Origin of the sequence: Arthrobacter ginkgonis, from assembly GCF_039540195.1 — a bacterium.
Taxonomy (GTDB): Bacteria; Actinomycetota; Actinomycetes; order Actinomycetales; family Micrococcaceae; genus Zafaria; species Zafaria ginkgonis.
Map to the genome: position 1 here is coordinate 153,393 of NZ_BAABEO010000009.1, position 21,951 is coordinate 175,343.

Here is a 21,951-nt window from a genome sequence, read left to right on the forward strand (position 1 = left end):
TCCGCCGCTCCGATCCCCCCGAACACCCCAGGAGACCCCATGGCCACCACCCTCAACTCTGCCCCGGCCAGTGCCCCGGCCGCCGCGCCGCGGCGGAACGGAGTCGTCAAGACGCTCATCGGCACCGGCGCCGGCAACGCCGTCGAATGGTATGACTGGGCCGTCTACGCGACCTTCGCCTCCTTCATCTCCACGCAGCTGTTCAGCAAGCAGGACCCCTCCAGCGCGTTCCTCGCGACGCTGGCGATCTTCGCCGTCGGCTTCGTGGCGCGGCCGTTCGGCGGGTTCGTGTTCGGGTGGATCGGCGACCGGGTGGGGCGCAAGGCGTCCATGACCCTGTGCGTGGGACTGGCCTCGCTCGGCTCGCTGGCGATCGGCCTCACGCCGTCCTACGAGTCCATCGGCGCCGGCGCGTCCCTGATGCTGCTCGTCGCCCGCCTGATCCAGGGCCTGGCCCACGGCGGCGAGCTGCCCAGCGCCCAGACCTACCTCTCGGAGATGGCCCCGGCCTCCCGCCGCGGCTACTGGGCCTCGCTGATCTACGTTTCCGGCACCGCCGGGATCCTGTTCGGCACGCTGCTCGGCGCGGTGCTCTCCACCGTGCTCGCCAAGACCCAGATGGCGGAGTTCGGCTGGCGCATCCCGTTCCTGCTCGGCGCGGTGCTGGGCCTGGTGGCGCTGGTCATGCGCTCCCGCATGGACGAGTCCGAGGTCTTCGAGGCCAAGAAGGCGGCCGAAAAGGCCGCCGGGGAGGCCCCGGCGGCCGCGCACGACGGCGTCGTCACGGGCCACGCAGCCCCGGCCCGCGGCGGGCTCTTCGCCAGCCTGGCCCGGCACTGGCGCCAGGCCCTGCAGGTCATCGGCCTCACCGTGGGCATGACGGTGGTCTACTACGTCTGGGGCGTCTCCACCCCGGCCTACGCCATCAATGTTCTCGGCATCGACCCGGCCGGGGCCCTGTGGGCCGGGGTGTGCGCGAACATCGTGTTCATCGTCGCGCTGCCGCTGTGGGGCCGGCTCTCTGACCGGATCGGGCGCAAGCCCGTGCTCATCATCAGCGCCGTCGGTGCCGCCGCCCTGTTCTTCCCGGCCACGTGGTTCGTCCGCGACGCCGCCTGGCAGCTGGGCGTGGCGATGGCCGTGATGCTGATCTTCATCGCCGGGTCCGCCTCGATCGTCCCGGCCGTGTACGCCGAGCTGTTCCCGACTTCCGTGCGCACGATGGGGGTGGCCGTACCCTACGGGATCTGCGTGGCGGTCTTCGGCGGTTCCGCCGCCTACCTGCAGGCCGGCTTCGGCCAGTGGTTCGGGAGCGCCGGAACCACCGCCTTCGGGGGATACACGGTAATCCTGCTGCTGGTGAGCGCGGCGACCGTGCTGGGGCTGCGCGAATCCCGCGGCCTGGACCTCGGCGCCAAGGAGTAGGCCCTCCTCTTCCGCAGGCGACACGCGTCCCCGGTCCGCAGCGCGGGCCGGGGACGCGTGCTGCCGGGGTCCGGCGTCGTGCCGGGGCTCCGCGTCCGCCCCTAGGGCCGCTGCCCGGGAACGGAGTCCTCGGGGCTCCGCGAGGGGCGCGGAGCCTCCAGCACCATCTCCGCCACCGTCTTCAGCCGCGGCCGCCAGTGCTTCCCCTCCTCGACGACGCCGGTGTGCCACGTGACCAGCAGCCCCTCCGGCACCACCTCCACCACGGCGAGGTTGTTGTCGAACCACGGCCCCTTGATCCCGTGCCAGGTGAACGGCGGGTCCGGGACCTTCGCGGAGACGGACATCCGGGTGCCCACCGCCGCGGCAGGGCCGTAGGACATGAGCGCGGAGAAGAAACGCAGCCAGCGCGGCAGCGGATTGCGCACCGGCGAACACACCGCCTGCAGGATCCGGGCCCCGCCCCCGCGCTCCACCTCCGAAACGTAGGAGTAGTGCAGGTCCCCGGACAGGAAGGTGACGGTCTCCGGCGCGGGCCCGCGCGCGCCGTCGGCCACCTCCGCCACCATGGCCGCGACCCGCTGGAAGCTGAGCTGGAACGCCGCCCACTGCTCCAGGTCGAACGTCTGGCGCAGCCATTCCCCGACCCCCGCCGGGCCGCGGCCCCAGCGCCCGTTGCAGAGCGCCTCGTTCCACGCCTCCAGATGGTGCAGGCCCATGGGCAGCAGGAACGGCAGCGACGTGCCGATCAACAGGTGCCGCACCCCGCCGCGCAGCTGCTCGTCCAGCCACTCCATCTCCGGCCCGTCCAGCATCCCGCGCGCATCCGGTTCCAGGCAGCGCGCGGCCCGCGTGTCGACTACCACCAGCCGCACGTCCCCGAAGTCGTGCCTGTAGCTCCAGCGGTAGCTGGCCGGGTCCTTGTCCGCGAGGTCGGCGAACGCGTCCAGCTCCCCGGTCAGGTCCAGTTCCTCCGGCCCCCGGTGCGCGGCGATCCGCTGCCACAGGGGGTCCTCCGCCCGCTTGGCGGGAGAGAGGTTGCCCAGGTGCTGGTACACCCAATACGTGCCGAGCCCGGCGACGATCCGGCCCTGCCACCACTCGGTGGCCCGCATTTTCCGCAGCCAGGACATAGAGGCGTTCCAGTCGTCGCGGATGTCGTGGTCGTCGAAGAGCATCGCGGAGGGCAGCGTGGAGAGCAGCCACCGGTTCGCCGGGTCCGACCACGCCAGCCGGTACAGGTGCGCATACTCCTCGAAGTCCTTCAGTTCCTTGCCGGGCGGCTCGCGCAGGCTGCGGCGGGAGGCGATGAAGTCCTGCATCTGGGAACTGGTGGAGTCCGCGTACACCTGGTCGCCCAAAAACAAGGCCAGGTCGGGCCGCGGTGCCTGCGGGTCCGCGGCCAGGTGCAGCGCGAACGCGCGCAGGGAATCCACCCCGTGGGTGCGGTTCCCGCCCGCGTCGTGCGGGACGCTGGTGCGGCAGGACCCGAACGCCAGCCGCAGCGGCCGCCCCGGATCCAGCGTGGCGATGGACGACGGCGGGAACCCGCCGCCGTCGGGCCACACGCGCTCGCCGTTGACGTCCACCGTGTAGGCGCGCACGCTGCCGGGGGCCAGTCCGGCGATCTCGACGAGCGCGTAGTGGTGGCCGTGGGCGGCGAAGGTCCGCGCTGACCATTCGTCCTGGCCCGAGCGCACGACGACGTCGGCCGCGTCCCGCGTCTCCACCCAGACGCTGGCGCTGGTGGCGTCCACGTGGCGCAGCATCGGGCCGAGGATGAGGGGCGGGTCCGTGGCGGGGGACGAGGTGGACGGGACGGTCGAGGCGCTGGGGCGCCGAGCCATGGGAACCTCCTGCGGGCGTGCCGGTGCGGTGTTCCCCTTAGCGTGCCGCAGGTGGGGCGGGGGCGGAAGGGCGGGGGCGGAAGGGCGGGGGCGGAAGGGCGGGCGCGCCCGCGGGTTTCCGCCGGCGGGCCTCAGGTGCCCTTGCGGTTCCTGCGCCCGCGCCCGAAGAGCCGGCTCAGCCAGCCTTGGGAGCCTTGGGATCCCAGGTGGCCCTGGAGTTCCCACGGGTCCGCCGACGCATCCGCAAGCCGGCCGTCCTCGCCGGCCACGAGGCGTCCGGCGCCGGGACCGGGGATCTGCGCACCGGCCAGGTTGGGTTGGCCGGGGCTGCTGGCCGAACCGTGCAGGGGCTTGGGTCCGAGCCGTTCCATCGGGTGCTCGGAGTCGTAATTGGGGTGCTTTTCACGCTTCATTGCGCTCACCGGTCCTCTGTTCCGGTCCGTTTGTTCAGGATCGTTGTTCCGTGCCGACAATTTTAGGCTCCCCGGGCCTGGAAGCCGAGGGCCCTGAGAAGGATCAGGGAAGTCCCCGATCCGAAAAGCCCGCCATGGTCCCTATCCTGAGCCCGTGACCACATCGCTGCAGCGCTCGCGCCCCTACGCCTTGTTCCTCAACTGCTTCCTCAACTGCGTCGTGTTCCTCAAGCGCACTTGGCGACAGCTTTCCGTGCCCGCCCGCCTCCTCGCTGCGGTCGGAGTGGTCATGTTCGCCTCCGCAGCCTTCCACGCCGTCGTCTTCCTGCTCTCCGGCACCGCGTGGGAAGGAGCGGTCTCCTGGCGCAAACCCATCACGTTCGGCCTGTCCCTGGGCCTGACGGCGGTGACCCTCGCGCTGATCGAGACGCGCCTGCGGATCCGCCCGTGGGCCTCATGGGTCCTGTGGGGCGGGTTCGCCGTGGCAACCGTTGCCGAAGCCGGGCTCATTACCCTGCAGGCCTGGCGGGGTGTGCCCTCGCACTTCAACATTGCCACGCCGTTCGACGCCGCCGTCTTCTCCGCGATGGGCCAGGCCGTGTCGGTGCTGGCCCTCATCCTCGTGGTGGTGGCCGTCCTCAGCTTCACCTCCGCCAAGCCCGGCGCTCCCGCGCTCACCTTGGGCATTCGCGCGGGCCTGGTCCTGCTGGTGCTCGGCCAGGTCCTCGGCGCCGCGATCGTTGCGGCGGGTGTGCCGCACATGGTGGCCGGCGACCAGGAGGCCCTCTTCGGCCCCGACGGCGTGGTGCTCGGTGCCGCCGGGATCCTCAAATCCCCGCACGGCATCGCCCTGCACGCCGTCCAGGTCCTGCCCCTGCTCGGCTGGCTGGCGGAGCGCGTCCCGTGGCCTGACGCACGACGGCGGGGCGCGGTCCGGATGGCCATTGCCGGGTATTCGCTGGTGCTGGCAGTGAGCATCTTCCAGGCCTACACCGGCCAGGCGCCGCTGGTCCTGGGCATCCCCGCGTTGCTCGCGGCACTGGCTGGGGCGGGTCTCCTGGCCGTGGCGTATGCCCGCGTGCTGTGGGCTCTGGTGCGGGGCCGGCCGCGCACCGGGACGCGTCCGTCCGCCGTCGGCCGCTGAGCCGGTGCCGGACCGTCGGGTCTAGGCCGAGGGCGCGTCCGGGAGCGCGCGGGCCAAAGCATCCAGCAGCAGGTCCAGACCGAAGCCGAACTCGTCGCCGAAGTCGTAGCCGGGCTGCATGACGTGCTGGGTGGCCAGTTCGAGCAGGTGCGGGTACTGGCCCGATTCGAACAGCTTGGCGATCGGCCCGGCGACCTCGGCGACGGTATCGGGTCCATCGAACGGCAGGGAGTTGGCCTGAACGGCGGCGCCGTAGACGTAGGCGTCCAGCAGGGCGTAGGCGTGCGCGGCCATGGGGACGGAGAAGCCGGCGCCGCGCAGGACCCCGAGGAGCGCGTCGTGGTGGCGCAGCGTCGCGGGGCCGGGGGAGGTGCGCGAGTCCATGAGGGCCGTGGCCCACGGGTGGCTGCGCAGCACGCTCCGGACGGAGGCGGCCCGGCGGGTGAGCTCGGCACGCCAATCACGGCCGGGGACGGGGAGTTCGATCTCCGCGAAGACCAGGTCCGCGATGCCGTCGAGGATCTCCTCCTTGTTGGCCACGTGGTGGTAGAGGGACATCGGCTTGACCCCGAGAGCCTGGGCCAGCGAGCGCATGGTCAGCGCGGCGATGCCGGATCCGTCGGCCAGGTCGACGGCCGCGCGCAGCACCCGCTCGCGACTCAGCGGCTCACGCTTCAATGGATCACCGCTCAGCGGGGAGCGCGCGGCAGGGGATGCGGGATCCTTCTGCGCGACTTCGTTGTCCACCATTCCTTTTTCCACCATGGTGCTCCCGACCCTAGCACTTCCGTACTTAGTAAGTTATGGTCCGTACTAAGTACGGGAGCTGGATTTCGTCCAAGGTCTCCCGCCTGACGCTTCGGAAGGACATCCCATGGAAAGCACCGGGCAACACTCCCCGCTCGGCGAGGATCGGCCGTCTCCCACCTCCCGTCCGGACGCCCCCGGCGCGCGGACGGGGCAGCCCGGCGTCGTGCCTTCGGCGGAGGACGGCACCATGCGTGCCATCGTGCAGAGGGAATACGGCTCCGCTGACGTCCTGCGCCTGGCGCGGGTTCCGCGACCTGCCATTGCGGCGGACCAGATCCTGGTGAAGGTCCGGGCCGCCGGCCTGGACCGCGGGACCTGGCATCTGGTGACCGGAACGCCGTACGCCATCCGGCTGGCCATGGGACTGCGGCGGCCGCGGAACCCGGTGCCCGGGATGGACCTGGCCGGAACGGTGGCCGCGGTGGGCTCCAAGGTCACGCGTTTCGCCGTCGGCGACGAGGTGTTCGGCTACGGACGGGGCAGCTTCGCCGAGTACGCGGTGGCGCCCGAGGCCAAGCTGGCCCACAAGCCCGCTGGGCTGAGCTTCGAGCAGGCGGCTGCGCTGGCCGTCTCCGGCTCCACGGCCATGCAGGCGCTGCGCGACGCCGGACGCGTCCGGGCGGGGCAGCGGGTCTTGGTCATCGGGGCCTCCGGCGGCGTGGGCAGCTACGCCGTCCAGCTGGCCAAGGCCTCCGGCGCGGAAGTCACCGGCGTCGCCAGCACCGGCAAGCTTGACCTGGTGCGCGCGCTCGGGGCGGAGCGCGCCATCGACTACACCCGGGAGGATTTCGCCGACGGATCGCGCAGCTACGACCTGATCATCGACACCGGAGGCAACGCCTCGCTGGGCCGGCTGCGCCGCGCGCTGACCCCCACGGGCACGGCTGTCATTGTGGGAGGGGAGAATGCGGGGCTCTGGACCGGGCTGGGGCGGCAGTTCCGGGCGCTGGCGCTCTCGCCGTTCATTCGGCAGCGGCTGGCCGTGATGTTCGCCCGCGAGGGCGCCGCCGACCTGGAGCGGCTCGCCGAACTGGCCGCCGCGGGCCGGGTGGTTCCGGCGATCGATGCGACCTACCCACTGGAGCGGATGCCGGAGGCGCTGCGGCACCTGGAGGCGGGGGAGGTGCGCGGCAAGGCCGTGGTGGTCGTGTGAGGTCCGGGCGCCGGGTGTGTCCGCCGCGGACACGGCAAACGCTGCCTGAGTTGTGCACCCTATTCGGCGCTCATGAGGTGCACAACTCAGACAGCGTTCGGGCCTCGGCACCGCCGGGCGCTGCAAACTGCAGCCCAGCAACCTGAGGCCGTATCGCCGTCGAGCCCCGGACCCACGGCAAAGCCAAAACCGAGGACAGTTGCCCCGCCATTATGCTGATTCGTAGCACGATGGCGGCCGCCTGCCGCCCGAAACGTACGCGCGCGGGGGCTGCCGGGGCCAGAGGAGGCGAGCACAATGACCGAAATCCGATGGCTCGAGGCGTTCGTTGCGGTGGCCGAGGAACTCCACTTCGGCCGCGCCGCGTCGCGCCTGCACACGTCGCAATCCCCGCTGAGCCAGACGATCCGGAAACTCGAGGCCGACTTGGGAACGCGGCTCTTTGAGCGCAACACCCGCAGCGTGGCGTTGACGCCCTCCGGCCATGCCCTCCTGCCGCGGGCGTACCGCGTGCTCCAGGAGATGCGCCTGGCCCGCGAGGCCGCCCAAACGGAGGTCGCGGGCATCCGGGGCACGATCAGGATCGGTTTCTCCGGGGCCGTGAACCATTTGACCCTTCCACCACTCACCCGTGCCTTGCGGCGACGGTACCCCGACATCGAACTGGACCTCACCAGCAGGGTGCGCACGGCGGACGGGCTGGCCAGCGTCGCCAACGGCACCCTCGATCTCGCCTTCGTTGGCTATCCCGAATCCCCGGCGCCCTCGATCGTGGCGCGGCTGGTTGCGCGCGAAGAAATCGGCGCGGTGCTTCCCCTGGACCATCCGCTGGCCCACAAAGGATCAATTCCGCTGAAAAGCCTGGCAGGGGACGATTTTATCTCGCCGCCGATGGACGGCTCGTCCGCGATGTCGGAAGTGCTGCTCGCCTCCTGCATGGCGGCGGGATTCCGTCCGCGCGTCGTGCAGGAGCTTTCGGATCCCTACATGGTGCTCACCTTCGTCGCCGCGGGTGTTGGCGTCACGCTGATGAGCAGCGGGATAGCGCCCATCATTCCGTCCGGCGCGACCTACGTGGCCCTGGAGGACCCGCCGCACTACATGAACCACGCGATCGCATGGTCGTCGGAGAACGATTCCGCCGTGTTGGCGGCGGTGCTTGCCGTCATGGAGGAGACCTTTCCGGAGATACCCGACTGACCATCATTAAGACGTAAAGCAGCATGGTGATAGATCATTTAAGTCGTGGACACACAAAGTGCCACGCGCCACACTTTCATGTGAGCCGCACAATGCGGCGTAACCGAACCGCAAGGCCGCCGACTTCAGGCGGCGCCGCGGCCACGGTTGCCGGTCACATGAAGGGAACACCATGGCAGTGTCGACATCGGCGTCAGTGCGGCCTCGGAACAACGCCAAGATCGCGGCGGTCTCAGGGTTTGTCGGAAGCGCCCTCGAGTACTACGACTTTTTCATCTTCGGCTCGGCGGCAGCGCTGATCTTCGGAAAGCTGTTTTTCGCCCCCGGCCCCTCGGCGATGCTGCTGTCCTTCGCAACCGTCGGTGTCGCCTACGTCGCCCGTCCGCTCGGGGCGGTCATCTGCGGCCACCTCGGCGACAAGTTTGGACGGAAGAGGGTCCTGCTCCTCACCCTCCTGCTCATGGGCACCTCGACCTTCCTGATCGGCTGCCTGCCCACCTACAGCCAGATCGGCATGGCGGCACCCATCCTGATCGTGGTTCTCCGGCTGATCCAGGGACTGTCCGCCGGCGGAGAATCGCCCGGCTCGAGCTCGCTCACCCTCGAGCACGCCCCGGACAGGAAGCGCGCCTTCTACACGAGCTGGACGATGAGCGGCATCATGTTCGGAATCGTGCTCTCCACCCTCGTTTTCATCCCCGTGGCGTCCATGCCGGAGGAGCAGCTCATGGCCTGGGGCTGGCGCATCCCCTTCCTCGCCAGTGCGGTGGTTACCGTCATCGCCTTTGTGCTTCGACGGCTCCTCGAAGAGCCGCCGGTCTTCGAGGAGGTCAAGGAGAACGACGAAGTGGTCAAGGTTCCCCTCGTGACCCTGTTCCGGCACCACTGGCCAACGGTGATCCGCATTACCGCGATGTCGCTGTTCGCCATCATCAACACGATCGTCAACGTCTTCGCGCTCTCCTACGCCACCTCGGTGATCGGCATCGAGAGGGGACTCATGCTCACCGTGATCGCGGTGGCCAACCTCACCGCGGTCGCCATGGGACCGCTGGCCGGCATCCTTTCCGACCGGATCGGCCGCAAGCCCGTCTTCCTCGGCGGACTCGTGCTGCAGATCGTGATGATCTACGTGTTCTTCACGGCCCTGTCCTCCGCGAACGTTCCAATGATCTTCCTGACCGGCATCCTGCTCATCGGCGTTGCCTACACCGGCGCGAATTCCATCTACCCCGCCTACTTCCCGGAGCAGTTCCCGGTCAAGGTCCGCTACTCGGGGATGGCCATCAGCCTGATGCTCGGCCTGCTATTGGCCGGGTTCGCCCCCGCGATCTCCCAACTCCTGATCGGCGGCGACAAGGCCAATTGGGTGCCCGTCGCAACGTTTGCGGCCGTGGCCTGCTTGATCTCCGCGATCGCAACGCTGACGGGCCCCGAGACGTTCAGGACACCCACGGCCCTGCTGGGACAGAAGAAGACCGCCAAGCGGCTTGAGGCACCCAAGGACTCCGCACCGACGGCCGCCACCCCGGACGAGGCGCGGGTATGAGCGGGCAGCATTCGACGGCGGAGATCGCCCCGCCAAAAAGCGCCTGGGACTTCCGGCCCCGTGAAGCCACCACCGGCCACCGGTACGTCGTCGGACTCCTCGGCGCAGGCATCGGCGGGTCGCTGACGCCCCGCCTGCACGAAGCCGCGGCGGACAGGCTCGGCCTGTCCTACGCCTACCGCGTCATCGACCTGGACACGATCGGCCAGCAGGCCGAAGGGTCCGCCGCGCTGGTCCGGGTCGCAGCCGACCTCGGCTACGACGGGCTCAACGTCACCCACCCCAGCAAGCAACTGGTCCAAGACGGCCTGGACGATCTCTCACCCGAGGCCCGCATCCTGGGCGCCGTGAACACCATCACCTTCCACAACGGAAGGGCCGTCGGCCACAACACGGACCACACCGGCTTCATGGGCGGCTTCCGGGCAGGCCTCCCGTCCGCCGCAACCGACCTGGTGGTGCAGATCGGTGCCGGGGGAGCGGGAGCGGCCGTGGCCTTCGGACTCCTCAGCGCGGGAACCAAGCACCTGGTGATCGCGGACATCGAACCGGCCAGGGCAGAGGACCTCGCCGCGCGGCTTGCCCCGCACTTCCCGGACAGCGAGGTGTCCGTTGCCCGGACCGACTCGGTCGCCCCGAGCATCCGGAGGGCCGACGGCCTGGTCAATTCGACGCCGATCGGCATGAGCGGCCACCCGGGTGTTCCCGTCGACCCCGCCCTCCTCCACCCCGGGCTCTGGGTGGCGGACGTGATCTACCGGCCCCTGGAAACCGAACTGATCAAGGCCGCCCGGGAGCGGGGCTGCGCAGTGCTCGACGGCGGCCGGATGGTGGTCGGGCAGGCCGTCGCCGCCTTCGAACTCTTCACCGGCATCCGGCCCGACGCGGACCGCATGCTGGCCACCTTCCGCGCCGCGGTCCGTTCATCCGCCGCCTGACGGCCTCCTGAAAGGGCATGTCCGGTCAGGCCAAGCAAGCGAGGGAAACAATGAGTCCAGAAACAGCACCCAGCACCATCCCCACCGCACCCGCCACCATGGCCCCCGAGAACATTGCGCAGTCGCGCTGCCTCGTCATCGGGGCCGCGAGCGGCATCGGCCGGGCGACGGCGGAACGGCTCCGGGCGTCGGGCGCCGCCGTCGTCGGAGCGGACCTCCCGTCCGCCCGCTGGCCCGGCGACCAGGTCGCCTCGCCGCTTCCCAAGGACTCGTCGCTCCCCATGGACGTGGCGGACCCCGAGTCCGTCCGGGCGGCCGTCTCCTCGGCCGTGCGGACCCTGGGCGGGCTCGACGCCGTCGTGAACTGCGCGGGCATCCTCGGGCCGGTGGCCCCGGCCCTGGCCACCTCGGTCGAGGACTTCGAACGGATCCTGAGGATCAACCTCACCGGAGCCTTCATCGTCTCCCAGGCGGTCCTGCCGACGATGGCCGAGGCGGGCTACGGGCGGCTGCTGCACATTTCGTCGACGGCGGGCAAGGAAGGCGTGGTCAACATGCCCGCCTACTCGGCCAGCAAGGCCGGCATCCTCGGTCTGGTCAAGTCGCTCGCGAAGGAATACGCCGTCTCCGGCGTCACCGTGAACGCCCTCGCGCCCGGCAACGTCGTGACGCCGCTGTTCCAGGAGGTGCCGGCGGAGCAGCAGGCGGCACAGGCCGCCAAGATCCCCATGGGCCGTTTCGGGACGCCCGCCGAGGCGGCGGCGCTCATCGAGTTCATCGTTTCCCCCGCCGCCTCCTACACCACCGGATTCGTCTTCGACCTTTCCGGCGGCCGCGCCACGTACTAGCGGCGCCGCCGGCCCGGCGTCCCGCGATTCCCCCGATTCCAGCAGCAGAAAGATGGCCTTTTCCGTGACCACCCCAGCATCCACAGCCCCCCGCACCCTCCGCGTCGGCATCGCGGGATGCGGCGCCATTTCCCGCAACCACCTGGAGGCCTTCCGTGCCCTGGACGATGTGGAGGTCGTGGGGGTGTGCGACATCGACCCTGAACGCGCCCGGGTCACCGCCGCCGCCTGGGGCGTTCCGGCGGCCGCCACCGTGGACGAGCTCCTGGGCCTGGACCTCGACATCGTTTCGGTCTGCACGCCACACCCCACCCACGAGGACGTGGTGCTCCAGGCCGCGGCCGCCGGGGTCCACGTGCTCTGCGAAAAGCCGATCGCCATCGAGTTGGCGTCCGCGGAGCGCATGGTGGCTGCCTGCGAGGAAGCGGGGGTGAAATTGGGGGTCCTGTTCCAGCGCCGCTTCTGGCCCGCGGCACAGCGCATCCGTGCCGCCATCGACGACGGCACCCTGGGCCGGCCCATCATGGGCCAGTGCTCGGTGATGCTGCACCGCGAACCCGAGTACTACTCCCGCGACGCCTGGCGCGGGACCTGGGCCAGCGACGGCGGCGGGGTGCTGATGACCCAGGCCATCCACTACATCGACCTGCTCCAGTGGTTCATGGGAGACGTGGCCGAGGTCTACGGCAAGATCAACACCTACAAGCACGGCGAGCACATCGAGGTGGAGGACTCCGCCACCGCGGTCATCACGTACACCTCCGGTGCCATGGCCACCGTTGAGGCCTCGACGGCGGTGTCCCCGAGCCTGGGGGTGCAGATCCGCATCACCGGCGAGACCGGCGCCTCCGCCTCCCTGACCGAGTTTCCCGAAGGCAGCGACGGCCGCGTGGACCTGTGGGCCGTGGCGGAGACGATCAGCACCGAGCCCGTCCAGCCGAAGGGGATTTTCCCGAACGTGGACCTGGCCACCATCAACGGGCAACTCATCCCGCACCACACCGCGCAGGTCCGCGACTTCGTCCAGGCGCTCCGTGACGGCACGGACCCCGCCGTCACGGGCCGGGACGCCACCAAGGCGCTGCGGATCCTGCTTGCCATCTACGAGTCCTCGCGGTCCGGGCTTCCGGTGCGATTCGCCGAGGCGCAATGCGGAACGCAGTCGCTGCCCGGAACGCAGTCGCTGGCGCCGGTGGCGGGCTAGGGAACCCAGGAACCCAGGAAGTAAGGAACCCAGGAACAGCAATGGAACAGAACACCCTTCACGCCACTCAGCCCCTAGCAGCTCAGCCCCTGGCCGCGCGGCCCCTGACGCTGGGCCGCAACGGCCGCACCCCGAAAACCCTCCGCAACCGCCTGGCCTCCGCCCCCATGGAGCGCAACTACGGCACCACCGAGGGCCTCATCACCGAGCAGTACATCGACTACCTGGCCACGCGGGCCAAGGCCGGGCTGGCGATGGTCACCACCGAAGCCACCTACGTGCGCGCCGACGGGAAGGGCCGCACGCACCAGTTGGGCCTGCACACGGATGAGGTGATTCCCGGGCTGCGCCGGCTCACTGACGCCCTGCACGCCGAAGGCGCGCTGGCCGCCGTCGAACTCAACCACGGCGGGCGCACCGCGCAGGCCGCCGTGTCCGGGTTTAAGAACCTGGCACCGTCGCCGGTGCCGTGCGCGACGGCGGGCGGCGAGGTCCCGCGGGAGCTCACCGCCGCCGAGTGCCACGAGATCGTGGGGGCCTACGCCGAGGCGGCCCGCCGGGCCGTGCGGGCCGGCTTCGACGTCATCAACATCCACGGCGCCCACGGCTACCTGATCCACCAGTTCATGTCGCCGCTCACCAACCACCGCACGGACGAGTTCGCCACGCCCGAACGCTTCATGAACCTGGTCATCGATGCCGTGCGGGCCGCGGTCCCGGACACCATCGTGGGCATGCGCGTCTCCGTGGTGGAGGGCCCCGAGGACGGCATCACGGCGGATCGGCAGGTGGAAATCATCGCCAAGGCGCACCTGGAACACCTGGACTTCCTGGACCTCTCCGCGGGCAGCTACGAGGCCGGCGAATGGATCGTCCAGTCCGGCGAATGGAAGCCGGGCGTCCTTGCCGGGCACGCCCAGGCCTACCGCCGCTTCGGGCTCCCGCTGGGCATGGCCGGCCGGCTGAATTCCCCGGACATCATCGAGCAGGTCCTGCGCGACGGCACCTGCGACTTCGTCAGCCTGGCCCGCGCCATCCACGCCGACCCGGCCTTCGCCGGGGGCGTGCTGCGCGGCGAGCGCTACCGCCCCTGCATCGCCTGCAACGTCTGCATCGACAACCTGGGCCTTGGCCAGGTCACCTGCACCGTCAACCCCGCCGTGGGCCGATCCCGCGTCCCGGTCCCCACCCCCGCCGTCCGCGAAGGCTCCCGCGTTGTGGTGGTGGGCGCTGGCCCCGCCGGCCTCACCGCCGCCCGCGAGCTCGCCGAAGCCGGGGCCCGCGTGACCGTGCTCGACGCCGGCGCCCGCCCCGGCGGGCAGTTCGCCCTCGCCGAACGCATGAAGTCCACGCCGGACTTCCACCGCTTCGCCGAATGGACCGCGGAGGAAAACGCCCGGCTGGGCATCGACCTCCGGCTGGGCACGCATGTGGACACCAACGACGTCGGCGGCCTGGCCCGCGACACCGCGGCGGACGCCGTCGTGCTCGCCACCGGCGGGTCCCGCCCGGCCGCCGGGTTCCCCGGCGAGGAGTCCCCGAACGTCCTGGACGTGCGCGACTGGCTCGCCGCCCATCCCGAGGTCCTCGATGGACGCGGCGGGGCCGCCCCCGAGGCCGTGACCATCTGGGGCGCCGACTCCGTGGCCATGAGCGTGGCCGACACGCTGGCGGACCGCGGGACCGCGGTCCTGCTGGTGGGCGCCCAAGACGCCATCGCCCCCGAGTCCGGCCGCCGCGCCAAGATCCTGGCCGTGCCGCGGCTGCAGGCCAACCCCCGCGTGCGGATCCGGCTGGGCGCGGCCATCGAAGAGTACGACGGCGCCCGGGTCCGGATCGGCGGTCCAAACCTTCCGCCCGGGGGCGAGTGGCTGGCCGCCCCGGGACCCCTCCTGGTCTCGCGGTCCGTGGTCCCGCTGGACGGCGCGGTGCCGGCTCAGGTCCGCGACGCGGAGCTCAGCCGCACGGCCGGAGTGCCGGTGACGCTGGCCGGAACCGTCGTGGATCAGACGCCAGCCATCGCCTCCAACGCCGTCAAGAGCGGCTACGACGCGGCCCAGCGCATCGCCGGGCTCCTGGCGCCCGGAGCCACCGCAGCCAATGAACCGAGCCTGAACGGAGCAGCATCATGACCCGCAACACCCGGCCCCTGGGGCTGGCCCAACTGTCCCTGCTGAACACCGCCCCGCCGGAGCTGGTCGGCATCGCGGCGGAGGCCGGCTTCGACTTCATCGGCACGCGGGTCCGTCCGGTGACGCCCACCGAGCGGCCCTACGACCTGCAGCCGGGCTCGCCGATGCTGCGGGAAACCCTGGCCCGGATGCGGGACACCGGGGTGACCGTGCGGGACATCGAATTCCTGCTGCTGGACGGCAGCGACCAGCGGGAGGCCTGGCTGCGGATGATGGAGGCCGGACAGGCCCTGGGAGCCGGCTCCCTCACCGTCGCGGCGGCCGATCCGGACAGCGCCAGGCTCATCGACACCTTGGCCCGGATGGCCGACGACGGCCGCGGCTTCGGGATCACCCCCACCCTTGAAGCGATCTCCTACCAGCCCGTGGCCTCGATCGCCCAGGCCGCGGATATCGCCCGCCAGACCGGCTGCGAGATCGTCGTGGACACTCTGCACTTCAACCGCTTCAACGGCACGGCCGACGGGGAGGACGCCGTGGCCGCCAGGCAGTGGGACCAGCTGCGCGCCCACGCGGACCTGGTGCCGCTGCTCCAGCTGTGCGACGGACCGGCCCGGCGGCCCTCCAGCCGCGAGGAACTCGTCATCGAATCGCGCTCGGAACGCGAGGTCCCCGGCGACGGCGACTTCGACCTGGCCGCAGTCGTGGCCGCGCTTCCGGAGGGCCTCCCGCTCAGTGCGGAGACGCCGTCGGACCGGCGCGTGGCCGCGCTCGGCGAACTCGCGTGGGCGCGCAAGCTCAAGTCGGGCATGGACGCGGTGCTGGCGGCCGCCAGCACGCTTCGGGAAACGGAAAACCTCCAAGGGAAGGGCACCAAATGAGCGGCACCACGGACAAGAGCACCACAGAGACCACGACGGCGGAACTGGCACCCGGCGTGCACATCCCGCTCATCGGGCTGGGCACCTGGCCGCTGACGGGCGATGACGCCTCCGCCGCGGTGGCGCGGGCCATCGACAATGGGTACCGGCACATCGACACCGCCGAAAACTACGCCAACGAGGCCGCCGTGGGGGAGGGGATCCGCCGCAGCGGAACCGAGCGCAGCGAACTCTTCCTGACCACCAAGTTCAACACGCAGTGGCACAGCCGGGACGGAGTGCGCCGGGCCTTCGGGGAGGCCGCGAAGCGGCTCGGCACGGACTACTTGGACCTGTTCCTGGTGCATTGGCCCAACCCGGCCCAGGGACGCTTCGTCGAAGCCTGCGAGGGACTGCAGCAACTGGTCGACGACGGCTCCATCCGCGCCTGGGGCGTGTCCAACTTCAAGCCCGCCCACCTGCGGCTGGTGCAGGCCGCCGGCCTGAACGTCCCCGTCAACCAGGTACAGATCGATCCCGAGCACGGCCAGCCCGAACAGCTTCGCTTCCACCGCGACCACGGGATCCTCACCGCCGCCTACAGCCCGCTGGGCCGCAACGGCGATTTCCTCGGCCACCCCGCCGTGAGCGGTCCGGCCAGGGAACTGGGCAAGACCCCGGCGCAGATCGTCCTGCGCTGGCACGTGCAGCACGGCCGGGTGGCCACACCCAAGTCCGCGAACCCCCAGCGCCAGCGCGAAAACCTGGACGTCTTCGGCTTTTCCCTGACGCAGGCGCAGATCGACGCGATCGACGCGCTCGAAACCGGCGCCCCGCCGCGCCTGGATTCCGACACCTACTTCCACTGAGAGAGACACGAAATGGCTACACCCCCAAACACTGAACGCCCAGACACCGACCGCGAACGTCCGAGCGTGGACTGCGATGTTCTGGTGGTGGGCTCCGGGGCCGGCGGCCTGTCCGCCGCCGTCACGGCCGCCTATCACGGGCTGAAGGTCGTCGTCGTTGAAAAGGCCGAGGTCTGCGGCGGGGCCACCTCCTGGTCCGGCGGCTGGGCCTGGACGCCGGGCAATCCGCTGGCCAAGGCCGACGGCGTCAACGAGGACCGCGACCTTTTCCGCACCTACCTGCGCCACCGCCTGGGCAAGAACTACCACGAGGACAGGGTGGACGCGTTCCTTGAGGCGGTCCCGCACATGGTCGGCTTCTTCCAGGACAAGACCAGCCTCCAGTTCGTTCCCGGGGCCAAGATCAAGGACATCTACGGCAGCACGCCGGGTGCCGGCACTGGGCACCGCTCGGTGGGGCCGAAGCCGTTCAACGCCCGGCGCATCAAGCCGGAGCTGCGCGCCAAGATGCGCCACCAGCTCTACGAGACCTCGTTCCTGGGCATGGGCATCATGGCGGGACCGGATCTCACCAAGTTCCTCTCCGCCTCGCAGGGCAACGTCCAGGGACTGTTCCACGCCGCCTGGCGGGTGGGCTTCCACCTGCTGGATCTGATCACGCACCGGCGCAACATGCAGCTGGTCAACGGGACCGCGCTGACCGGACGGCTGATGAAGTCGGCCGACGACCTGGGGGTGGACATCCGGGTGTCCACGCCCGCCAAACGCCTGGTCACCGACGCGTCCGGACGCGTCACCGGCGCCGTCGTCGACTCCGCCGACGGCAGCTACACGATCCACGCCACCCGCGGCGTCGTCCTGGCCGCCGGCGGCTTCCCGAACGACGCCGCACGCCGCAGGGAGCTGTTCCCCAAGACCCCGACCGGCCGCGAGCACTGGACGCTGGCCCCGAAGGAAACCACCGGCGACGGCATCACCATGGCCCAGGTCGTCGGAGCCCGCTTCGACACCGACGTCGAGTCCCCGGCCGCGTGGTGCCCGGTCTCCCTGGTCCCGTACCGGAACGGGCGCACCGGCACCTTCCCGCACATCATGGACCGGGCCAAGCCCGGCAGCATCGGCGTGCGGGCGGACGGCCAGCGCTTCGTCAACGAGGCCAACGGCTACTACGACTACGTCGACGGACTGCTGAAGGCGACCCCCGACGGCGAGCCCGTCCAGGCCTGGCAGATCGCCGACGCGGCGTTCGTGCGCAAGTTCCCCCTCGGCATGGCCAAGCCGCTGCCCGTCCCGCTCTTTCCCTACCTGCGCTCGGGATACCTGAAGAAGGGCAACACCATCGAAGAGCTGGCCGCGGCCTGCGGCATCGACCCGAAGGCCCTCGCCGAAACCGTCGCGGAGTTCAACCGGAACGCCCGCAACGGCGTGGATCCGGACTTCGGCCGCGGCTCCAGCGAATTCAACCGCTACGGGGGAGATCCCAAGAACACCCCGAATCCGTCGCTGCGGCCGCTGGACAAGGGGCCGTTCTATGCGGTCAGGATCGTCCCCGGGTCCTTCGGGACGTTTGCCGGTTTGGCTTCGGATTCACGCGCGCGGGTCCTGGACGAGGCCGGGCAGCCAATCGGCGGACTCTACGTCGCCGGAAACGACCAGGCGTCCGTCATGGGAGGGCACTACCCGGCCGGCGGCATCAACCTCGGCCCGGCCCTGACGTTCGGCTACATCGCCGGCCGCGACCTCGCCAACGCCACCCGCTACGAGGACGACGGCACCCCGACGCCGGAGGACGCCGCGGGCAAGCAGCCAGCCACGTCTTAACCGGCGCTGGGGGTGCGTCCGCCGCGGACACGGCAAACGCTGCCTGAGTTGTGCACCCTATTCGGCGCTCATGAGGTGCACAACTCAGACAGCGTTTCGGGCCGTCGCCTACAGCCGGACCACCATCTTGCCGGTGTTGCCGCCGGCCAGCATGGACAGGAACGCGTCCACGGTGTGGTCCAGGCCGTCGACCACCGTTTCGTCGAAGACAACGTCCCCCGCGGCCAGCCAGTCGCCCATCTGGGTCGCGAACGCGGGGAAGTGCTGGGCGTAGTTGCCCACGGTGAAGCCCTGCAGCGTGAGGCTGCGGGTAATGAGGTTGGCCATGTTCCGCGGCCCGGCGGCGGGCTCCGTGGCGTTGTACTGGGAGATCGCCCCGCACAGCGCCGCGCGGCCGCCCCTGTTGAACGCGGCCAGCGCGGCCTCAAGGTGTTCCCCGCCCACGTTGTCGAAGTAGACGTCGATGCCCCCGGGAGCCGCCGCGGCCAGCTGGCCCTTTACGTCGCCGTCCTTGTAGTTGAAGGCGGCGTCGAAGCCGTACTTGTCGGTGAGCAGCTGCACCTTCTCCGCGCTGCCGGCCGAACCCACCACGCGCCCGGCGCCCTTGAGCCGGGCAATCTGCCCGACCATGGACCCGACGGCTCCGGCCGCGCCGGAGACGAAGACGGTTTCGCCCTTCTTCAGGTGCGCGATCTCCAGCAGGCCGACCCACGCGGTCAGGGCGGTCATGCCCAGCACACCCAGGTAGGCGGACAGCGGAACTCCCGGCAGTTCAGCGACCTTCCGGAACCCGGCCGCCGGACCCTGGGCGATGTCCCGCCAGCCCAGCTGGTGGACCACCACGTCGCCGGCCGCCAGCCCGTCGGCGGCGGACTCGAGCACCCGCCCGACGGCGCCCCCGGTCATCGCCTCGCCCAGGGCATACGGCGGCACGTAGGACTTCACGTCGTTCATCCGCCCGCGCATGTACGGGTCCACGGAGAGGAACTCGTTGGCGACGCGGACCTCGCCGGGCGCCAGGGGCGGCAGTTCGACGACGGCGGTGCGGAAGTTCTCGGGGACCGGCCAGCCGGCGGGACGGCTGGCGAGCTGGATCTGGGTGCTGGAAGTCATTCGGGCTCCTGTTGGTTTGGACCCACGCGGCGCTTGGGGAGCGGGGGCCGAATCGTTTTGTGAACCGACCGGTACAGTATGATGCTGGAACAGTACAATACTGGAACGTCCGGTACAAAATAAACCGGTCGCTGACCACAACGATGCACGGAGGCCGCATGGGGCGCACCCAGACGTTCGACACCGCCACCGCCGTGGGCGCCGCCCGCGACGTCTTCTGGCGCCTGGGCTACGACGCCACCTCGCTGGGCGACCTGGAGCGCGCCACCGGCCTGGGGCGCTCCAGCCTCTACCACGCCTTCGGCAGCAAGCGCGGACTGTTCGACGCCGCAGTGGAGAGCTATCTGGACGAGATCGTCCGCCCGCGCCTCGCCGCCCTGACCGCGCAGGCGGACGACGGCGGCCGGCTCGCCGCGGGCGGTGCGGCGCCAACGGGTACGGCGGCGGGGGATCCCGCCGCGGCGCGGGAGGCGCTGGCGGGGTACTTCGCCGAGATGGCCGGGGCCGTGGCCGCCGTGGAGCATGACGACGAGCGCGCCGGCTGTCTGCTGCTGGTCAGCACCGCGGGCCTTGCCGGGCACGACGCGACGGTGCGCGCCGCCGTCGACGCCTACCGGGCCGAACTGTCCTCCGCGTTCTCCGCCGCGCTCGGGCGCGCGCTGCCGGGCGCCTCCGCGGCCGACCTCGAGGGCCGGGCCCGGCTGTTCACCTCGCTGGTGGTCGGCGCGCTCACGCTGGCCCGGGTGAACCGGGACGAGGCCGTCGAGACGCTGCGCCTGGGGGAGGGGATGTCGAGGGGCCTGGCCGGCTGAGGGGCTCCGGCGGAAGGAGGCCCGCCGCGGCCAGAGGAGGCGCGGACGCTCCGGCCGCACGCAAAGCCACAATTCGGTATCCCGCAAAGATTGCGCGCGGCAGGAATCCGTTATATTTGGAGCGAAGGGCCAGGACCCCCTGGGCCGGACACGGGAGGTGGCTATGGGCAGGGACCAAGGTTCGGAGCGGGGTCCGGGCGCGTCGATCGAACGGGTCGTCGAATGGGCCGACACCGACGCTTCAGGGCACCACCACAATTCGGCGATCGTGCGCTGGGTCGAGGCCGCCGAGGCGGAACTGGTCCGCCAGTTGGGACTTCAGGACTACTTCCCCGTGGCGCCCCGCGTCCAGCAGATCCTGAACTTCCGGGGGAAGCTCTGGTTCGGCCAGCGGGTCGTCGCAACCGTCTGGGTCGACCGGGTCGGTACGTCCTCGCTCACCCTGGGCTTTGAAGTCATTTCGCAGCCGCACGGGCGATCCGCCGGCGGCCTGGCCGCGGACGGCACCGTGACCACCGTCCACGTCCCTGGCGGGGCTGAGGGTTCCGCGCCCTGGCCCGAGGCCATGCGCAACGCGTTCGCCGGAGTCCTGCGTTGAGCGCCGGGCTTGCAACGGGAACGGCCGGGGCGGCGAGCCCCGTTCCGGCAACCGGCGCCGTGCGCCACCAGCAACTCCTCGTGACGCTCTACGGCCTCTACAGCCGGGAGCCGGGCAGCGCCCTGCCGGTCGCCACCCTGATCGGCCTGCTGGGCGACCTCGGGTACGACGCGCCCGGGGTGCGATCGGCCGTCTCCCGGCTCAAGTCCAAGGGGATCCTGCGCAGCACCAAGCGCGGAGGGGCCGCGGCCTACGAACTGTCCGAGGACCTGCAGCGGGTCTTCGCCGAGGGCGACCAGCGGATCTTTTCCGAGCGCCGCGGGGACGGCGCCAACGAGTGGGTCCTGGCGCTGTTTTCCGTCCCGGAGACGCAACGCCACCTGCGCCACCAGCTGAGGTCGCTGTTGGGGGACCTCGGGTTCGGGACCGTCGCGGCCGGCGTCTGGATCGCCTCCGCCGCCGTCGTCGGGCGGACCCGCGAACTCCTGGCCGAACGCGGGCTGGACGGATTCGTCGAATTCTTCCGCGGCGACTACCTCTTCGCCGATGCCACCGAGATCCGGGCCAAGGTCGCCACCTGGTGGGACCTGGACGCCATCGACGCCCTCATGGCCGAGTTCCTCGCCGACTTCGGCGACGCGGAGGACCTCTGGACCCGCCTGGTGGGGGACGATCCCGCCACCGCGCTGCGCGAGGCGACGCCGGAGATCTGCCGGGACGCGTTCCGGTACTACATCCCCATGCTGACCCTCTGGCGGCGCCTGCCCTACCGCGACCCGAACCTGCCGCTGGAGTACCTCCCCGAGGGGTGGAAGGAGCCGCAGGCCCGGCGCGCGTTCGTGCACACCCACCGCCTGATCGCCCCCCTTGCGGCCCGCCATGCCCAGCGGATCATCGGCGAGCACCGCGTCCCCTAGCGACCTGCGTCCAGAAGTCCCGGCCCGGGCATGCGGCGGCGCATTTCGGCGCAGGTTGATGTCCGCGGAATACGTTTGGGCAAAGGCAGGTGCTGGATTTCGGGGTCGGAACCCGCATCGACCTTTGGCGAAACGCGAAGGGGTCGCGTTTTCCTGCGGCGAAAAGGGTGCGGGCCAGACGCAGGACGCTGGCCGAGCCCGGCACGCAGCGAGGGCGGTCCCGGACCACGTTGGTCCGGGACCGCCCTCGCGTCGCTAATGGAGCCGAAGCGCCTTGGCGGCTGATTTCTCAGCGGCC

Annotated in this window: 19 protein-coding genes; 15 read left to right on the plus strand and 4 right to left on the minus strand. The window is 70.7% G+C overall.

What is annotated here, in order from left to right:
• Positions 1 to 39 precede the first annotated feature (39 nt).
• Complete coding sequence (locus tag ABD912_RS07295; RefSeq protein ID WP_345149654.1) at positions 40 to 1,425, plus strand: MFS transporter; 1,386 nt, start codon at positions 40 to 42, stop codon at positions 1,423 to 1,425.
• 101 nt (positions 1,426 to 1,526) lie between these two features.
• Here the strand turns inward: ABD912_RS07295 and ABD912_RS07300 are convergent, their stop codons facing one another.
• Positions 1,527 to 3,272, minus strand: coding sequence for an alkaline phosphatase D family protein (locus ABD912_RS07300; protein WP_345149655.1), 1,746 nt, complete (start codon positions 3,270 to 3,272; stop codon positions 1,527 to 1,529).
• A gap of 131 nt (positions 3,273 to 3,403) precedes the next feature.
• Positions 3,404 to 3,685 carry a hypothetical protein gene (locus ABD912_RS07305; RefSeq protein ID WP_345149656.1) on the minus strand — a complete coding sequence of 94 codons (282 nt, stop codon included), beginning with the start codon at positions 3,683 to 3,685 and terminating at the stop codon, positions 3,404 to 3,406.
• Between the two features lie 154 nt (positions 3,686 to 3,839).
• Here ABD912_RS07305 and ABD912_RS07310 point away from each other — a divergent pair, with 154 nt between their 5' ends.
• Positions 3,840 to 4,829, plus strand: a complete 990-nt coding sequence (locus ABD912_RS07310; RefSeq protein WP_345149658.1) for a hypothetical protein — start codon at positions 3,840 to 3,842, stop codon at positions 4,827 to 4,829.
• Positions 4,830 to 4,850: 21 nt separating this feature from the next.
• On the opposite strand, the gene ABD912_RS07315 is transcribed toward ABD912_RS07310, so the two are convergent.
• Positions 4,851 to 5,576, minus strand: a complete 726-nt coding sequence (locus ABD912_RS07315; RefSeq protein ID WP_345149659.1) for a TetR/AcrR family transcriptional regulator — start codon at positions 5,574 to 5,576, stop codon at positions 4,851 to 4,853.
• A 127-nt stretch (positions 5,577 to 5,703) separates the two neighbouring features.
• Here ABD912_RS07315 and ABD912_RS07320 point away from each other — a divergent pair, with 127 nt between their 5' ends.
• From ABD912_RS07320 to ABD912_RS07365, 10 genes are all read left to right on the plus strand, one after another.
• The gene (locus tag ABD912_RS07320) at positions 5,704 to 6,792 is read left to right on the plus strand and encodes an NAD(P)-dependent alcohol dehydrogenase (RefSeq protein WP_345149660.1); all 1,089 of its coding nucleotides are present in this window, start codon (positions 5,704 to 5,706) and stop codon (positions 6,790 to 6,792) included.
• Between the two features lie 297 nt (positions 6,793 to 7,089).
• Positions 7,090 to 7,992, plus strand: a complete 903-nt coding sequence (locus ABD912_RS07325) for a LysR family transcriptional regulator (RefSeq protein WP_345149661.1) — start codon at positions 7,090 to 7,092, stop codon at positions 7,990 to 7,992.
• A gap of 172 nt (positions 7,993 to 8,164) precedes the next feature.
• Positions 8,165 to 9,541 carry an MFS transporter gene (locus ABD912_RS07330; protein ID WP_345149663.1) on the plus strand — a complete coding sequence of 459 codons (1,377 nt, stop codon included), beginning with the start codon at positions 8,165 to 8,167 and terminating at the stop codon, positions 9,539 to 9,541.
• Complete coding sequence (locus tag ABD912_RS07335) at positions 9,538 to 10,479, plus strand: shikimate dehydrogenase (RefSeq protein ID WP_345149664.1); 942 nt, start codon at positions 9,538 to 9,540, stop codon at positions 10,477 to 10,479. The genes ABD912_RS07330 and ABD912_RS07335 overlap by 4 nt, the downstream gene beginning before the upstream one ends.
• Positions 10,480 to 10,529: 50 nt before the next feature.
• Positions 10,530 to 11,327: an SDR family NAD(P)-dependent oxidoreductase gene (locus ABD912_RS07340; protein WP_345149665.1), complete on the plus strand. Its 798-nt coding sequence runs from the start codon at positions 10,530 to 10,532 to the stop codon at positions 11,325 to 11,327.
• Between the two features lie 64 nt (positions 11,328 to 11,391).
• Positions 11,392 to 12,531 carry a Gfo/Idh/MocA family protein gene (locus ABD912_RS07345; protein WP_345149667.1) on the plus strand — a complete coding sequence of 380 codons (1,140 nt, stop codon included), beginning with the start codon at positions 11,392 to 11,394 and terminating at the stop codon, positions 12,529 to 12,531.
• A 41-nt stretch (positions 12,532 to 12,572) separates the two neighbouring features.
• Positions 12,573 to 14,663 (plus strand): FAD-dependent oxidoreductase, encoded by a 2,091-nt coding sequence (locus ABD912_RS07350; protein WP_345149669.1) that lies wholly within the window; start codon positions 12,573 to 12,575, stop codon positions 14,661 to 14,663.
• A complete protein-coding gene (locus ABD912_RS07355) occupies positions 14,660 to 15,544 on the plus strand; it encodes a sugar phosphate isomerase/epimerase family protein (RefSeq protein ID WP_345149670.1) in 885 nt (294 codons plus the stop codon). The genes ABD912_RS07350 and ABD912_RS07355 overlap by 4 nt, the downstream gene beginning before the upstream one ends.
• Positions 15,541 to 16,392, plus strand: a complete 852-nt coding sequence (locus ABD912_RS07360) for an aldo/keto reductase (protein ID WP_345149672.1) — start codon at positions 15,541 to 15,543, stop codon at positions 16,390 to 16,392. The genes ABD912_RS07355 and ABD912_RS07360 overlap by 4 nt, the downstream gene beginning before the upstream one ends.
• Positions 16,393 to 16,404: 12 nt before the next feature.
• Positions 16,405 to 18,213 (plus strand): FAD-dependent oxidoreductase, encoded by a 1,809-nt coding sequence (locus ABD912_RS07365; protein ID WP_345149674.1) that lies wholly within the window; start codon positions 16,405 to 16,407, stop codon positions 18,211 to 18,213.
• Between the two features lie 108 nt (positions 18,214 to 18,321).
• Here the strand turns inward: ABD912_RS07365 and ABD912_RS07370 are convergent, their stop codons facing one another.
• A complete protein-coding gene (locus ABD912_RS07370) occupies positions 18,322 to 19,326 on the minus strand; it encodes an NADP-dependent oxidoreductase (protein ID WP_345149676.1) in 1,005 nt (334 codons plus the stop codon).
• A 158-nt stretch (positions 19,327 to 19,484) separates the two neighbouring features.
• Here ABD912_RS07370 and ABD912_RS07375 point away from each other — a divergent pair, with 158 nt between their 5' ends.
• The 3 genes from ABD912_RS07375 (at position 19,485) to ABD912_RS07385 (ending at position 21,653) form a co-directional block, all read left to right on the plus strand.
• Positions 19,485 to 20,138: a TetR/AcrR family transcriptional regulator gene (locus tag ABD912_RS07375; RefSeq protein ID WP_345149678.1), complete on the plus strand. Its 654-nt coding sequence runs from the start codon at positions 19,485 to 19,487 to the stop codon at positions 20,136 to 20,138.
• 163 nt (positions 20,139 to 20,301) lie between these two features.
• Positions 20,302 to 20,736 (plus strand): acyl-CoA thioesterase, encoded by a 435-nt coding sequence (locus tag ABD912_RS07380; RefSeq protein ID WP_345149679.1) that lies wholly within the window; start codon positions 20,302 to 20,304, stop codon positions 20,734 to 20,736.
• Between the two features lie 80 nt (positions 20,737 to 20,816).
• A complete protein-coding gene (locus ABD912_RS07385) occupies positions 20,817 to 21,653 on the plus strand; it encodes a PaaX family transcriptional regulator (RefSeq protein WP_345149682.1) in 837 nt (278 codons plus the stop codon).
• The last annotated feature ends 298 nt before the right edge of the window (positions 21,654 to 21,951 follow it).

Bases quoted from the DNA above. Each gene is read 5' to 3' on its own strand.
- ABD912_RS07300 (WP_345149655.1), bottom strand. From the start codon at position 3,272: ATGGCTCGGCGCCCCAGCGCCTCGACCGTCCCGTCCACCTCGTCCCCC.
- ABD912_RS07375 (WP_345149678.1), top strand. From the start codon at position 19,485: ATGGGGCGCACCCAGACGTTCGACACCGCCACCGCCGTGGGCGCCGCC.
- ABD912_RS07355 (WP_345149670.1), top strand. From the start codon at position 14,660: ATGACCCGCAACACCCGGCCCCTGGGGCTGGCCCAACTGTCCCTGCTG.
- ABD912_RS07370 (WP_345149676.1), bottom strand. From the start codon at position 19,326: ATGACTTCCAGCACCCAGATCCAGCTCGCCAGCCGTCCCGCCGGCTGG.
- ABD912_RS07325 (WP_345149661.1), top strand. From the start codon at position 7,090: ATGACCGAAATCCGATGGCTCGAGGCGTTCGTTGCGGTGGCCGAGGAA.
- ABD912_RS07305 (WP_345149656.1), bottom strand. From the start codon at position 3,685: ATGAAGCGTGAAAAGCACCCCAATTACGACTCCGAGCACCCGATGGAA.
- ABD912_RS07350 (WP_345149669.1), top strand. From the start codon at position 12,573: ATGGAACAGAACACCCTTCACGCCACTCAGCCCCTAGCAGCTCAGCCC.
- ABD912_RS07380 (WP_345149679.1), top strand. From the start codon at position 20,302: ATGGGCAGGGACCAAGGTTCGGAGCGGGGTCCGGGCGCGTCGATCGAA.
- ABD912_RS07330 (WP_345149663.1), top strand. From the start codon at position 8,165: ATGGCAGTGTCGACATCGGCGTCAGTGCGGCCTCGGAACAACGCCAAG.
- ABD912_RS07365 (WP_345149674.1), top strand. From the start codon at position 16,405: ATGGCTACACCCCCAAACACTGAACGCCCAGACACCGACCGCGAACGT.
- ABD912_RS07320 (WP_345149660.1), top strand. From the start codon at position 5,704: ATGGAAAGCACCGGGCAACACTCCCCGCTCGGCGAGGATCGGCCGTCT.
- ABD912_RS07340 (WP_345149665.1), top strand. From the start codon at position 10,530: ATGAGTCCAGAAACAGCACCCAGCACCATCCCCACCGCACCCGCCACC.
- ABD912_RS07295 (WP_345149654.1), top strand. From the start codon at position 40: ATGGCCACCACCCTCAACTCTGCCCCGGCCAGTGCCCCGGCCGCCGCG.
- ABD912_RS07360 (WP_345149672.1), top strand. From the start codon at position 15,541: ATGAGCGGCACCACGGACAAGAGCACCACAGAGACCACGACGGCGGAA.
- ABD912_RS07335 (WP_345149664.1), top strand. From the start codon at position 9,538: ATGAGCGGGCAGCATTCGACGGCGGAGATCGCCCCGCCAAAAAGCGCC.